Source organism: Pseudomonas sp. RC2C2 (genome assembly GCF_018390435.1).
GTDB classification, from domain to species: domain Bacteria; phylum Pseudomonadota; class Gammaproteobacteria; order Pseudomonadales; family Pseudomonadaceae; genus Aquipseudomonas; species Aquipseudomonas donghuensis.
Genome location: NZ_JAHBAX010000001.1, coordinates 1,365,704 through 1,380,316, shown reverse-complemented (window position 1 = coordinate 1,380,316; position 14,613 = coordinate 1,365,704). Strand labels below are relative to the sequence as shown.

Annotated in this window: 13 protein-coding genes and 1 tRNA gene; 8 read left to right on the top strand and 6 right to left on the bottom strand. The window is 54.2% G+C overall.

Features of this window, described 5'->3' with window-relative positions:
• Positions 1–4 precede the first annotated feature (4 nt).
• From yacG to KHO53_RS06310, 4 genes are read right to left on the bottom strand one after another with little or no spacing between them, the layout of a single operon-like run.
• The gene (yacG, locus tag KHO53_RS06325; protein WP_010220621.1) at positions 5–205 is read right to left on the bottom strand and encodes a DNA gyrase inhibitor YacG; all 201 of its coding nucleotides are present in this window, start codon (positions 203–205) and stop codon (positions 5–7) included.
• Positions 202–825: a dephospho-CoA kinase gene (gene coaE / locus KHO53_RS06320; RefSeq protein ID WP_010220622.1), complete on the bottom strand. Its 624-nt coding sequence runs from the start codon at positions 823–825 to the stop codon at positions 202–204. Before coaE ends, yacG begins: the two co-directional genes overlap by 4 nt.
• Positions 825–1,694 (bottom strand): prepilin peptidase, encoded by an 870-nt coding sequence (locus tag KHO53_RS06315; protein WP_100782488.1) that lies wholly within the window; start codon positions 1,692–1,694, stop codon positions 825–827. Before KHO53_RS06315 ends, coaE begins: the two co-directional genes overlap by 1 nt.
• 2 nt (positions 1,695–1,696) lie before the next feature.
• Entirely contained in the window at positions 1,697–2,905 is a 1,209-nt protein-coding gene (locus KHO53_RS06310) for a type II secretion system F family protein (protein WP_213570111.1), read from the bottom strand.
• A gap of 218 nt (positions 2,906–3,123) precedes the next feature.
• Here KHO53_RS06310 and KHO53_RS06305 point away from each other — a divergent pair, with 218 nt between their 5' ends.
• The 6 genes from KHO53_RS06305 to KHO53_RS06280 all read left to right on the top strand — a co-directional run bounded on the left by KHO53_RS06305 (position 3,124) and on the right by KHO53_RS06280 (position 9,553).
• Positions 3,124–3,534: a pilin gene (locus KHO53_RS06305; protein ID WP_213570110.1), complete on the top strand. Its 411-nt coding sequence runs from the start codon at positions 3,124–3,126 to the stop codon at positions 3,532–3,534.
• A gap of 70 nt (positions 3,535–3,604) precedes the next feature.
• A tRNA-Thr gene (locus tag KHO53_RS06300) sits at positions 3,605–3,680 on the top strand.
• A gap of 164 nt (positions 3,681–3,844) precedes the next feature.
• Positions 3,845–5,173 carry a tyrosine-type recombinase/integrase gene (locus tag KHO53_RS06295; protein WP_213570109.1) on the top strand — a complete coding sequence of 443 codons (1,329 nt, stop codon included), beginning with the start codon at positions 3,845–3,847 and terminating at the stop codon, positions 5,171–5,173.
• A gap of 1,387 nt (positions 5,174–6,560) precedes the next feature.
• A complete protein-coding gene (locus KHO53_RS06290; protein ID WP_213570108.1) occupies positions 6,561–8,186 on the top strand; it encodes a TIGR04141 family sporadically distributed protein in 1,626 nt (541 codons plus the stop codon).
• Between the two features lie 206 nt (positions 8,187–8,392).
• Positions 8,393–8,827, top strand: a complete 435-nt coding sequence (locus KHO53_RS06285) for a hypothetical protein (RefSeq protein ID WP_213570107.1) — start codon at positions 8,393–8,395, stop codon at positions 8,825–8,827.
• Positions 8,828–8,902: 75 nt separating this feature from the next.
• Positions 8,903–9,553 (top strand): hypothetical protein, encoded by a 651-nt coding sequence (locus tag KHO53_RS06280; RefSeq protein WP_213570106.1) that lies wholly within the window; start codon positions 8,903–8,905, stop codon positions 9,551–9,553.
• 208 nt (positions 9,554–9,761) lie between these two features.
• Here the strand turns inward: KHO53_RS06280 and KHO53_RS06275 are convergent, their stop codons facing one another.
• Positions 9,762–10,622: a hypothetical protein gene (locus tag KHO53_RS06275; RefSeq protein WP_213570105.1), complete on the bottom strand. Its 861-nt coding sequence runs from the start codon at positions 10,620–10,622 to the stop codon at positions 9,762–9,764.
• Between the two features lie 163 nt (positions 10,623–10,785).
• Positions 10,786–12,132 (bottom strand): anti-phage END nuclease, encoded by a 1,347-nt coding sequence (locus KHO53_RS06270; protein WP_213570104.1) that lies wholly within the window; start codon positions 12,130–12,132, stop codon positions 10,786–10,788.
• A gap of 832 nt (positions 12,133–12,964) precedes the next feature.
• Between KHO53_RS06270 and KHO53_RS06265 the strand changes: the two genes are divergently transcribed.
• Positions 12,965–13,327: a hypothetical protein gene (locus KHO53_RS06265; RefSeq protein WP_010220626.1), complete on the top strand. Its 363-nt coding sequence runs from the start codon at positions 12,965–12,967 to the stop codon at positions 13,325–13,327.
• A 213-nt stretch (positions 13,328–13,540) separates the two neighbouring features.
• Positions 13,541–14,335, top strand: a complete 795-nt coding sequence (locus KHO53_RS06260; protein ID WP_036996882.1) for a substrate-binding domain-containing protein — start codon at positions 13,541–13,543, stop codon at positions 14,333–14,335.
• Positions 14,336–14,613 lie beyond the last annotated feature (278 nt).

The window sequence follows — 14,613 nt, the reverse complement described above, 5'->3', positions numbered from 1 at the left end:
CGGCTCAGTGGCGCGGGTCGAGCTCGCCGGAGAACAGCTCGTCTTCGGCATCCGGGGCGACCGGAATCTTGTGCTCTTCAGCGGCCCAGGCGCCCAGGTCGATCAGCTTGCAGCGGTCGGAACAGAACGGCCGGAACGGGCTGGTCGCGTTCCATTCCACAGGGGCGCCACAGGTCGGGCAATCTACGGTCATCGGTTGGCTCATGCTTGGCCTCCTCGCAAAGTCAGGTAAAAGTGGTGCAGGCGGTCGACCTCCGAATGCAGCCAGCCCAGGTCGCGGTCATTGACCAGCACATCGTGGGCGTGGCGCAGGCGCTCTTCGCGGCTGGCCTGGGCCTTGAGGATGGCCTGCACCTGTTCGGCGCTGGTCTGGTCGCGCAGCAGGGTGCGCTGCACTTGCAGCGCCTGCGGCGCATCGATCACCAGCAGGCGGTTGGTGCGCTTGTACTGGCCGGACTCGACCATCAACGGCGAGACGAACACCGCATAGGGCGACTCGGCCTTGGCCAGGTAGCTGAAGATCTCCTGGCCGATCAACGGGTGCAGCAGGGCTTCGAGCCACAGGCGTTGCTGCGGGTCGGCAAAGATCAGCTCGCGCAGGGCGGCGCGGTTGAGCTGGCCGTCCTCGAGCAGCACACCCGGGCCGAAACGCTCGACGATACGGGCCAGCGCCGGGCGGCCCGGCTCGACCACCCAGCGCGCGGCCTGGTCGGCGTCGACCAGGTGCACACCCAGCTCGACAAAGCGCTGCGCAGCGGCGCTCTTGCCACTGCCGATGCCGCCGGTAAGGCCGAGAATCCAGGGAGTGAAAGCAGCGGTGGTCATCAGAATCCGGAATATTTCAGATAGGAAGTGGTTATTTGACCACCCCAGAGCAGCGCGATCCAGCCCGCGATGGCCAGATAGGGACCAAAGGGGATCGGCGTGCTGGCCTGCTTGCGCTGCAGGCGCAGCATAATCAGCCCGATCACCGCCCCCAACAAGGACGACAGCAGCAACGTCAGTGGCAGGATCTGCCAGCCGCCCCAGGCGCCCAGCATTGCCAGCAACTTGAAGTCGCCATAGCCCATGCCTTCCTTGCCGGTAAGCATCTTGAACAACCAGAACACCGACCACAGGCTCAGGTAACCGGCCACCGTGCCCCACAGGGCATCTTCCAGCGGCACGAACATTTCGAAGGCATTGACGATCAACCCCAGCCACAACAGCGGCAATACCAGGGCATCGGGCAGCAGATGGTGCTCGATGTCGATCATGCTCATGGCCAGCAGGCCCCAGCTCAGCAGCAGCAGGGCCAGGGCGGTGCCGGTGACGCCGAAGCGCCAGGCGACAAACAGGGTCAGCGCCCCGCAGGCGAGTTCCACCAGCGGGTAGCGCGGGCTGATGCGCGCCTGGCAACTGGAACAGCGCCCGCGCAAGGCCAGGTAACTAATGACCGGTATGTTTTCCCAGGGGCGAATACGGTGGGCGCAATGCGGGCACTGCGACGGCGGCAACAACAGGTCGAAGCGCGGCGCTTGTGCCTCGCTAGGCAACTCCAGCACCTCGCGCGCCTCGGCCTGCCATTGGCGTTCGAGCATGATCGGCAGGCGATGCACCAGCACATTGAGAAAGCTGCCGATGATCAGCCCGAGCAACAGGGCGATGCTCAGGTACATCAGTGGCTGGCTGGCCAGGGAGTTCAACAGGTTCATGGTCAGATCACATTGCCCAGCTGGAAGATTGGCAGGTACATGGCGATCACCAGGCTGCCCACCAGCAACCCCAGGATCAGCACGATCAACGGCTCAATCAGGGCCGTGAGGGTGTCGAGCAGGTGGTCGATGGCCTGTTCATAGTGGCTGGCGATCCTGGCGAGCATATCGTCCAGTGTCCCGGCTGTCTCGCCAATGGCGCACATCTGCACCACCAGCGCCGGGAACAAGCCGCTGGCGCGCAATGCCACGTTCAAGGCTAGACCACTGGCCAGGTCCTCGCGCACCTTGTGCAGCGCCTGCTCATACAACGGATTGCCACACGCCCCGGCAACCGGCCCCAGCGCCTCCACCAACGGCACCCCGGCGCCGAACGAAGTCGACAAGGTGCGGGCAAAGCGGGCGAGGGCGGCATGCCGGAGCAGGCTGCCAAGCACCGGCAAACGCAGGGCCAGGCGCACCAGCCACAAACGCAACGCAGGCTTGTGTCGATAACCCCAAACCCCCGCGGCACAAGCGCTGCCAAAAGTTATCAACAGCCACCAGAAGTGCGCCCCCAACCACTGCGACAAGCCGATCACCTGTTGGGTAAAGGCCGGCAGCTCGGCACCAAAGCCGCCGAACAGCGACTGAAAACGCGGCACCACCTCCAGCAGCAACAGCGCCGACACCCCAAAGCCCACCAGCAGCACCAGCAGTGGATAGGTCATGGCTTTTTTCAGCCGCGCGCGCAGGGCCTGGCGTTGCTCCTGCAGCGCCGCCACCTGGGCCAGCACGACTTCCAGGCTGCCGGACTGCTCACCGGCGTCCACCAGGTTGCAGTACAGCCGATCGAAATAGTGCGGGTGCCGGCGCAGCGCAGTGGCCAGGCTGCTGCCAGCGGCGATATCGGCCTTGATCGCCCCCAGCAGGCTGGCCATCGCCGGGTTGGCGCTGCTTTGGGCGACCACATCCAGCGCTTGCAGCAGCGCCACCCCCGCCTTGACCAGGGTGGCCAACTGGCGGCTGAACTGGCTCAGCGCCTTGCTATCCAGTGGCCGGCGCCATTGCCACAGCGGCGGGCGCACACTGGCGATACGCCCCGGGCGAATCCCGCGCTGGCGCAATTGCGCCCTGATCAACGCCGGGCTGCGTGCGGCGCTCTGGCCGCTGATCAAGGCGCCCTGGGCGTTGGTGCCTTGCCAGTTGTACATCTGGTTGCTGTCGGTCATCGCCACATCCTTGCTGCGCGGCCTTGCACAAGCCTGGTAACAGCTCCAGGCCCCAAGCGGCGAGCAGTGATGCCCGCCGCCCACTAGAGTAGTCGAGCCAGGATGACCGAATGACCGTCACGGGGTGACAAAAGGTGTCTGTTCGGGCCTACTGGCGCGCCTGTTGGCGCCGCACCACTGCGGCCCGGCATGAACTGATTTTGTGAGGGAGAGTGTCCATGAAAGGGCAACGCGGTATTACCTTGATCGAACTGATGATCGTGGTGGCGATCATCGGCCTTCTGGCGACCATCGCCTTACCGATTTACACCAACAGCCAGGTACGCACCAAAGCCACGGCGGGCCTGGTAGAAATTTCTGCCCTGAAGACCGCCTTCGACCTGCGCCTGAACGAAGGCAAAGACATCGCCAACGTCGCCGCCCTGGGCGGCCAGGAGCGCACCGCCCACTGCGCCATCGCCGCCAGCGGCACCGCGGCCACGGGCGTGGGCAGCATCGTCTGCACCCTGATCGACGCCCCGGCCATCGCCACCGACAAAACCATCACCCTGACCCGCGCCGCGACTGGCTGGGCCTGCACCAGCACCCTCAGCGAAGACCTCGCCCCGGCAGGCTGCAAAGCCCTCTGAAACCGGCGCAATTGCTGTTAATAAACAGTGATTTGCGAAAGCGACCCGGCAGTGGTAGCGTTATCGCCACGCCGGTGTAGCTCAGTCGGTAGAGCAGCGCACTCGTAACGCGAAGGTCGCAGGTTCGATTCCTGTCTCCGGCACCACATCCAGCTCCACTGCATTCCGCTGAATGCTTTGGAAGCCCTCTAAACCGGCCTTATGGCCGGTTTTTCGTTTCCACGACCCTCCGTCGGGAACCAACAAAATCCCCAATAACCGGGGGTATTTTTGGGGTACAGCGTCTTTCCTGAATGGAGAACGTACCCCTATGCCACGCCTAGCCATTCCGCTCAGCGACCTCAAATGCCGCACGGCCAAGCCGCGTGATCGGGCCTACAAACTGTTCGACGGCGGGGGCATGTACCTGTACGTCGCACCCAGTGGTTCGAAGACTTGGCGGCTGCGGTATTTCAAACCCAACGGCAAGGAAGGCACGCTGATCATCGGCAAGTACCCCATTGTTTCGTTGGCTGTCGCGAGGACCAAGCGCGATGAGGCCAAGGCTCTGTTGCTCGACAACCTTGATCCGATGGAAGAAAAGCAGAAGGCCAAGATCGCAGCTCAGCGGGCGAGTCTTCTGTTTGAAACCGTCGCCCTGGAGTGGCACGTCGAAATGTCTCGGCGTTGGACTGAGGGCCACGCCAAAACGGTGCTGAGCAGGTTGCGTACCCATGTGTTTCCACTGATTGGCCAGCGGCCTATCGCTGAACTCGACACCCATGATCTGCTTGAGGTCACCCAGCGGATCAAAGATCGCGGCACTATGGATGTAGCACTGCGTGTGCAGAACTATCTTTCCACGATCATGCGGGGTGCGAAGCGGGCGCGGCAGATCACTCAAAACCCGGCGCTCGATCTGGCCGGCTCGATTCAAGCGCCGCGTACTGTGCACCGTCCAGCACTCTCGCTGAACCGCCTTCCTGAATTGTTGGACCGAATCGACAACTACACCGGTCGCGAGCTGACTCGGCTCGCAGTGCTGCTGACGCTGCATGTGTTCGTGCGCTCCAGCGAGCTGCGCTTCGCCCGGTGGGATGAATTCGACCTGCAACGGGCGATGTGGGAGATCCCCGATACCCGCAAGCCGATTGAAGGCGTCCGCTATTCCACGCGCGGGACCAAGATGAGTGGGGACATTCAGATAGTGCCGCTGTCGCCTCAAGTGATCGAAATCCTTGAACGGCTGCGCAACTTGAATCGCTTCTCTGAACTGGTGTTGCCCGGTGACCACAGGTACTGGAAACCCTTGTCGGAGAATACGGTTAACCAGGTGCTGCGCAATATGGGGTACGACACCACCAAAGACGTGTGCGGGCATGGTTTCAGGACCATGGCTTGTAGTGCTTTGCTCGAATCTGGGCTGTGGACGGACGCGGCGATTGAGCGGCAGATGAGCCATCAGGAGCGTAACCGCGTGCGCGCTGCATACATCCACAAGGCCCAGTTTCTGGAGCAGCGTCGGTTGATCATGGCGTGGTGGAGTAACTACATCGATGCCAACAGATCGGGGCATGTCACCCCGCATGAGTTTGCCCATCCGGTAGGCGACAACGTCACCGCCTTGCCAAATGGTCATGGCGCATTCAATCGCGGGTGAGCCTGCAAGATCGGCGCTGGCTGCTCTTTCACGCGGGTCCATCCAAACAGGGCTGCAAAGCCGCCCTGTTTGGATGGACCTCACTTTGAAGAGCTAAAAGCCACTACGTTGTCCGGGGTTTACCACGGAATTCCACCGCTGGATGACCGCTTTTCAGGTCCCCAAGAACGCTGAGTTTCGGCCCTTGACCGGGTTTATCCACAGGCGTAGAACTGGCCATGCAAGCGCTGTCGATGACAGCACCCCAGGTGACCCGAACCTTCAAGGTCACGCCGCTCCCGCGGTGGTTCTCCCCAAGGGCGATTCGCATCCGGCAGCTCGTCCGGTCACTACCCATGTGATGGATGCTCTTACACATATAGCGCTCGTGCGCCAGATACTCTGTACCTCGCTGACCTGCAGCAACCTATCCGCTTGGCCGAATTCTGCGCCAACCTGCGCCCGTCTCTTTCTGCTGGAAAGAGACGGGCGCTTCTAACACTGCTGCAGCCCAGATCGCACAGGGCTTTGCGGCATTCCCCCTCGTGACAATCGGCGTGACAAACGCCGATGTCACCAGCAACAGCCATGTAGATGATGGTGCCGCAGACCAAGGAATGGACTGCACCTGACTGACAGTCAGGCATGCCCCGGTCATCGCATTGCTGCTTGCACATGGCTCAGGATCTTCAGGCGCTGGTCTCGTCAGCCAGTGCTGCCTCCACCCGCCCACCGGTAACGGTGCTCAGGAGGCCAGATCATGAGATGCCCTTGCTCCCGGTCGTAAGGAGCTGCCAGTCCCGCGTAGTGGACATTCCCCACAGGTCGCAGGGGCCTTGATCCCTGATAACACTCAGCATTCTTGGCGGGATGACGTGGGGACTACTCTACATCTAATTGCTAAAGGCTATTTCTAATAGCATTGATTGAGCGTCACGATGAATATGTGATGGGCAGCTGTGCCGTCCCGAGAACACTGTCCCTGTGACTGTTAATTTTCGCTATCCATTCAGTCGGACCCACTGCAGGCTGGAAAATGGATAAGAGGTCCGGCCAAGCTGGCTGACCAGTGCTCCACCCTGGTCTGATACGAAGGTCCGCCAAGCCAACTTAGAAATGCTTATATTTCAAAGAGTTATTTAAATTGCTGACTTTTTTGAGATGGCACTCGACGCCTTGGGTGCAAGGAAAATAATTACTTTCACAACCACATGAAGCAATAGCACGCGCAGACACCACCATAATTTCTAAGTCGATAGGCCGAGTTACCAATTAGTCATTACCGTCACAGGCTACCGCTACCATTGGCCGGTGTACTGATTAAACAGGGGTTGTCAAAGCCAGCAGATTGAAGCAATATCAATGCATAAAGGCTAATAGCCACTACTTTCATTTTAGGGAAGAAGCGATGCCAGGGAAAAAATATCGCCACCTCAATATTTTCTTAAAAAAACCCGAAGTCACCTACAGCGGCTTTGCTGATCTTCTCGCTGCGGATAAAGACGTAGTGGCATATGAGACCGCCTCAAGCCTTGAGCTTAATGGCGTGTTATACGTAAAGCGTGCAACTGAAAAAAAGCCAAATTGGTCAGATATAGCTGACGAAATTGCTGGCCAAACCGTTACGGATATCGGTAACAAATCCAGTTCAGCGGTTCTGTTCATAAGGGTTGATAATGATGTGTTTGCAATAGCTTTCGGTTATGGCAGGCATTTAATAGATTTATCATTTTTTGTCCAAGATTTTGGACTTAAAACAGCACTAAATACACTTGATCATGAAAGCCTTCGAAGTGTTGATATACATACCCTTGACGATCAGCCTGTGCAGAAAAAGTCACAAGCTGCGCGAGACTCTGAAATAAGTGTTTTTGGCATCGATATTTCTAAAGACATTTTGCGAGCAGTCACAGGCACTCCAAAGATTGGCGTCGAATTTAAGAACATTTCGGGTGGTGATGCTATGTTTTCTTTCGGAATAGAAATGGAGATAGGGGATCTAGCCGATATAGCCAGAACGCTGAAATCTCAATATCAAAAAAATGACTACAAAGCTAACTTCCTGTGGGTTGACAATGTCAGAAAAGTCAAAGAGAAGTCTCGGGTAGATCATTTCGATGGCATTCTATTGGCAGCCATTAAAGCTCGCGACTCAAATATAGTTTTAACTTTGCCAGAAATCGAAAAGTGGGACTCAATCGCGGGATTCAGTTTTACACGCACAAAATCCCATCAAACGCCTACAATTTCCACTGACCTATACTTGGCTAATATCGACGTTGATAAAGTCTCTATCGAATCAGTCAAACGGGACCAGTTGCACGTTTTTGATATACACGACAACGAGTTTAGTCACTCGATTTACAAATGCATATACTACGAAGTCACTGAAACAAACAAAACCACCATAATCTTTGGTGGCACATGGTATGAGATTGACAACTCATTCATGGGAAGAACAAATGCAAGTTTGGCGCGGATCGCCGTTTCGCCTCTTCGGTTCCCGCAAATACACACATGGGTAGAAAGCAATAAAACCAAAATCGAAGCTGAGGGTGACTATAATATTAGAGCGGCTCAAGCGCATAGCTATTACTTACTAGATAAAAGGCTTATTAAAAGTAACAAATCAACAAGCTCCGTTGAGCTATGCGACCTGCTTACATCAGCAAAACAGTTTGTTCATGTAAAGCATCGAAAAGGTGGTTCAGCCGGATTGAGTCATCTTTTTGCTCAAGGCAGTGTCGCTGCAGAAATATTGCTCGGAGATCGTGACTTTAGAAAATCAGCCAGAAAAGTTCTTGCTACGTTCGGCAGTGCCGCTCGAGACCTCGTACCAATTGATAATTTTAAGAGTTCGGATTACGAGGTGGTGTTTTTAATACTTGGAGATGAGCCGATCACGGTAAAAGATAACTTGCCTTTTTTTAGCAAGGTAAACTTAGTGCGCGCCTACGACAATCTTTCTCAGCGTGGCTATACCGTATCTATTTCGGCCGCATCAAAAATAGAAAGACCTCAGGCTAATCCATAATTTATAAATAAGACTTTGCGCCTCATCAATGTTGATTAGAATGACTTTAGAAAAGTTAGTAAAGGAAACAGTAGTAAAGGGGGCAGATCTATTTTTTCGGTGCTGATTGATGTGTGCCATTAAGTAAATCTGCCCCCCTTCTTCCTCCTTTTCTCTGAGATTTTGCTCGCTTGTTAACTTACTTTTGTGTCAAGGAGGTATCACAATTGGGCAATGAGCGCTTCGTAAGGTGGCAAGGACAAACTATCAGCCAGCTATCTACCGCCCTCGCTTTGTTTTCTGGCCTGTCGGTGGGAGGCCTAGGCTTTCTATTTTCCCTTCTGCGTGATGCTTCATTCAAACCCACAGGGATATTGGCTTTACTTTTTTTACTCGCCTTCCTATCGCTGCTTGTTGCTTCTATTTCTGGCTCAGCAGCCGTGGTAACACGCCTGCTTGACTTTCGTCTTACTGCTCAGAAATTGCGCAAGACGAATGATGAACCGCTGACACTCTTTGGCACAGACGCCTCAGGATATGGCAAAGCCACATGGATATTATTCTGGGTTCTCTTAGTCTCCTTCACCATTGGAATACTACTAAGCAGCGCAGTGATAGGAGTAACTTATTTAGCCAGCATGTTTTGCGCCATTGACTCCTAACGCCCCAAATCCCGCTAATTTAATCAAATAGATAGCCAGAGGCTGCGCCTTTGTCTACCTGTTAGCCTAATTATTATGCACAAAGGTGATTCTGTACCACTCAGCCAAGAAGCGCATCAATTTCTGACAGATGAAATGTGTATAGACACCCAAGATCTGACAGAGAGGGTCAGTAGTTTAGGTTGCGGCAGTCATGTGGGGGATATTTTCAGAATGGTTGAGGACTTCATCATCTCTTTAAAGAAAGAGGATGCCGAAGAGGAGGTTCAGAGAATCTTCTTAAAATACGAGCACCTCTTTGAAGACGAACATGCATACGCAATCGTCGATCCAATTCGGCATGCATTTGATGGGTTTGCGTATGGAGGGCTTCACCAACTCTTCACTAGACAAGAAAACGAAGCATGGTACCCAAGGGTACTTCTAACTAAAGAGCTAAAGCCTAACGACATCGAAAATCTTGGAGAAATTGTTGAAATCTACCGAGGGTGCAGCATGAGCGAACACATAACACAAAAATATGGCCAGTCTTGGTCGACCTCTAAGAACGTAGCTGAACAATTTGCTTATGTGCATTATCAAAATCAACCATGGTTTAACCACCAAGACCGCGCAGTACTGCAGTCCACAATTTCCAAAACAGCTATTTTTTACTCAAAGCAAGAATGTGAGTTTGAAATTGTGGTAAACGTGAATCTACTAGGGGAAGTTCGAGTTTGTCTATAACAAACAACTCAACTATCGCTTGCTTAATTTACTATGGCCGTAAGCGGCTTTTAAGAAAATTAACTGGGTCGCTTACCGGTGCCTAGCTTAACTGGAGAGACGCCGATTTTTACTAAAGCACAATATCCAGCCATGCCTCAAGGGCAATAGATGGTATTGCTAGAAAGCGATTCTCAGCTGTTTGATATTACAAATGCCTAGCGATTTTCTATGTGCCATCTGGGGCGTTTGCCTTAGGCCCAAGAGTGAATTTTGACTCTGTCCCGTTCCTCACCGATTGAGCGTCTGGAAAGGCATCGCTCATGAGATTCGTCGCGTTGTGTAGTGTGTCAGCGGCTAGAGAAACCGTTGTAGTCATGTAGTCAAGATCAGCTTGGTTGGGCAGTCCGGAGCCGCGCCCGTAGTTCTCCGCCGTTGTAAATGACATGGGAAGAATGTGCGAGTATTGAGAAAGCAGGTTCCAAACCGCGTAAAAACTTGCCTTGTCTAGCCCTGCGTACGCATACTCGATGATCTCGTCCCGAGTCGAAATTGTGACGTTGTCCCCCGCTAGGCTGCGCTTTTTGGTCTTTCCGTCCAGCGCTTGAAACCATGGATTTTGGCCAAGCCTCTCACGGAGTTCATCTGCTTGGCGTATCCAATCTGCTGCTGCTTCCTCTGCCCTGACCCTGGTCATCATCTCCGCTCTACGCGAGTGGTCGTTGATGTATAGGACAAACAATCTTGCAGACCACTCCGCGTTGCAGGATGGGGTTTTAGCCAGATACCGAAACAGCAAGTACCCTTCAAGAAGTGCTCTTGAGTGTCCTGCAATGCACGCAAAATCCCAGTTTTCGAAGTCCGACACTACCCATCGGGATCTAGGCAGTGCGCAGATCATTGCCATAGAGTGGGCGCATAGCCTTTTGAATACTTGAGCGGAAAACCCCATGTGCAGATCGGAGCTCTCTTCGCGGATAGCCTGAGTCACTGCCATCGCCTCACAGGTGGCGACGTCTAGCTTCAAGAGCGCGTCGTTGTAGTCATCGTCTGTGCACTTCAGGTCCATCGGGTATGGCGGTTCGTTCACTTGTGCTGCTCCTTGGAGGTGGAGGTTGCTACTCCCCGCATTGACTACGAATACGTAACACAGTAGTGGTTGAGCAGTGCGCGTGTCTGGCTGTCGCACGGATTAGGGCCGTAGCGCCTGCACCGGATTGTTTAGCTTTACCATACGCAGCATGCTGAAACCTTTAGTATACGTGAACGTCGTAGCCTAGCGCCCTTAACCCCTTACTGGTTCTGCCGTTACGTGGCGGGCACAACTCGGGACGAGCCCATCCTGCAAGTTCTGCGATTTGATTGTTCCCAAAATGAGGGAATCTTCTTGCTGAGCTATGCACCACCTCGAACAGCCTTGCTGGAATGTCACTTGGAGAGCCGCCATCAAGCACAAAGGCTAAGATGTCTAAGACTGTTTCACCCCTTTCATTTTGCTGGCTAAATAGCGCCTTGGCGAATGCCTTAACACGCTGCGCCTCAGTAACGTCCTGCACTTCCCTCAGACCTAACTCCTCAAGCCTCATACGACGCACGTGGTCTACGGTCGAGTGGTTGGCTTGCAGAACCTCAGAGAACTCCTCTAGTGAAAGAAACCTCACCTTGTTCTTTTCTAGATAACGACGTATGACAGGGGCTCGGAGGTGGCAATTCACGTCTTCACTAGATGGAGGCGCGTCCAGTTCAGACCACCACTTCAGCGCAGCCAGCATGCTTGCGGTTGGATCTTTCCTATTTTTCTGATAGTGCTCATCAAATGGGTGACGAACGCCATCAACCACTTTATTGTAGTAGAAGGCGTGTAGAAACTGGTCCGCTTGCCAAGCCGCAGGCACATCTTGACTGAGCCACCGTGGACGATAATCCGGGGCTCTATCCGCAATATCTCGCAAAACGGAGAGGCCGTTGCGCCATTCCTTAATGAAAGATTCCTTGCGAATCTCAAACGCTTTATCGGAGCTCTTAAACGCCGGCCCTTCCCACCTCTTGATGCTCCTCAAACTCTCCGACTCGCGCTCAATTTTTTGCAGGTCTTTTTCTCTTAGTCTAAGAATCCTCTCTTGTTCCTGGATTATTTCCTCCGTCAACTGTTGTGCCGCATCGCAGGAAATCAAGGACTCAAAGAACCCCTCTATATCAGTTATTTGTCCATTGGCCTCTAGGTCCTGTTCTGGGATAAATACGCCAAACTCAATATTAGTGACCCAGGCGCGGTCAGTGAGATTTGCGGAGCCAACATATACGCCATAGTTCTTCCACCAAATTACCTTTGCGTGAAGGATATCCGGAATAAGAATGCAGAATATATTGTTCCCGGTGTTTCGAAGCAAGAATCTAAGGAGACGAGGATCTACCGGAACCGTATGGTCGTATCGCATCCATATGTCAAGTCTACGCCCGTGCTCCACACAATTTTCCACGAGAGTAGTTTCATCACTCCCGTAAGCAATAGCTGCGCGAACCCAATCAATTTGAACACTTTCGTCGGGAAGCGCATTTCTGAGAAAATTTCCATTCAGTTTGTTTGCGTAGAACTTCATTTTTTCTTCCGTGGCAAGATGCTGGTGTCCGCCGGGTGATCAAGCTAAACGAGAAAAACCGACAAACCAGCCCTGAGGGTACGAAGTAGTCGGAAGTGTGTCTACGTTCAGTTGAGGTTTAGCGTTTCCGTTATGAATGACAGCTTATGGCCGATCTCCACCCTCCACCAAGAGCCGCTTTGGGTCGTTTCTGCCGTTCCTACGGACCATTTGAAGTGGGTGAGAGGAGAGTCCGCAATTCCCGATTCGATTCCACTGCAAGCCATAACTAGCTGATTTGTTTGTAGATACCCTATGAGGTACATCTAAAAATCCACCAAATTCCAACCCCGCGAAAACCGGGCCCTCACGGCCAGCAACCGTCCGTCTGTCTCCGCACCATCCAGCTGTTCCGATACGTCTCCTCATGTATACGGAAGCCCATGAAAAGCCCGCCAAGTGCGGGCTTTCTTGTTTCTGCCTGTCTCGTTCTGTCTCTAGGCATATACCAGTTTTAGGTATGCGTGAGGGTATACGCCGGTTCGACGATAAAACGTGTATCTATGACACGCACCGTTACCCCCTGTCCGCCCCCAAATGCGAGGCTGGCAAGGCACGGGACAAGGACCCCACCCTGTTCGATGGCCACCCACTGGTTCGCACTCCAGGTTCGCAACCCCCTATGCGCGAACCTGGGCGGCCTATTTGTTGAGTAATGTTGAGGTAGTCAGACGGTGGTTTCCACTGAGGATTCCACGGTTTTAGCCTTGAGCCAGAAGGCATCGAGTACTATTCACTTCCGCAATTACTGTCGACATTCGGCAGTCTCTTCAAATCAGCCAGCGAGGATAGGATGAGTACTCAGGAATGTGCGTTGATTCACTTAACGCTCTTCAAACACAGCGCGAAATCATTTTTGGCCGCATTGGATGAGGCGGGTATTCCTCATGGCCCCGTGCATATGTTTTCAAGTGCTCCTCAAAATTCGGGGCTTGTCGAAGCTATTGCGGCTTTGTCTGACGCGATGCCTTGGAATGCAATCGCGAAGATTGTGGTTGCGTGGATTGAGGCAAGAAAAAGCCGAGAAGTAATCATTTATACAGAGGCGGGTGAGTCGTTCCACGCTAAAGGCTACTCGGCGTCGGAGGTTCAAAAGCTACTCCGGATATCTACAAACGTTACCGTCATCGATACCAAGCCTGTTGATGAGCAATGATGGCTGCCCTGCCTGTAGCTTTACCAGACCTATACGGAATATGAGACAGACATGAGACGGAATCCGCGGAGCTGCCGATCACCAGAGGCAGCGATCCACAACCCATAGCTGCTATTGGCGGATAAAAATGTGAAACTTTCTTAATAACTGATTAACCATAAGCGTGCTCCTCGCCCGGTAAAGTTTCGCGCTTTTACTGTGGAGAAAGTTCCCATGCTTCGAATGCTGTCCTTTGCTGCCCTCTTGACCACTTCATTCGTCTGCTTGGCTGCTGACGTTGTGCAAGGTGGTACGCAAACGCTGACCGTTTTGAGTTCCGGCGGCATCATGGGCGCTATCCGGGAAGTGGCGCCAGCTTATGAGAAGAAATTTGGCGTGAAGCTGGAAGTTCTCGCCGCTCCTTCGATGGGGGAGACCCCGCAGGCCGTCCCGAACAGGCTCGCCCGCGGCGAGCAGGCGGATGTTGTCCTGATGGTGGGTTCGGCGCTCGACAACCTGGTGGCCGGCGGTCAAGCCGATAAAACCAGCCGAGTAGATCTCGGAAAATCGTTCATTGCCATGGCCGTACGCAAAGGCGAACCGAAGCCGGATATAGGCACCATGCAGGGCTTGCGCACAGTGCTGCAGAACAGCAGCTCTGTCGCCTACTCCGACAGCGCAAGTGGCGTATATCTCTCCAAGACCCTGTTCCCTCGCATGCAGCTCGGTGACCAGTTCACGGCCAAGGCTCACATGATACCTGCCGAGCCCGTCGGCGCAGTGATCGCTCGCGGCCAAGCGCAGATCGGCTTCCAACAGCTAAGTGAGCTCAAGCCAGTAAAGGGCATCGACATCGTTGGTCTGATCCCGGCTGAAGCGCAGAAAATGACCATGTATTCGGGCGCTGTCGTCAGCAAGAGCCAGCACCATGCCGCAGCCCAGGCGCTCCTCGACTACCTGGCATCACCAGAAGCTGACGCAGCGATTAAGGACAGTGGGCTGATGCCACTGGACCATACAGAGCGCTGACTGCAAGTACCGGCACCGATACCAGGGATGTGGCAAGAAAGGCATGCATGTTCCACCCTCGTTGACAGCTACCTGCCAACCGTTACCAGTATTGTTGAAGGGGGAACGGGCTATCTATAATGGGTCGCAAGCAGTCCGTCGCGAACGGCTGCTATCGACCCGACCCGAAGCGGACGGTCGATGTTGGCCCCTGTTTTGTCGGCCGCGATCCCTATCGCTCACCGGCATCCGCACGGCCCGCAATAGAAGCTATGTCATCAACGTATCAACTGGTGGGT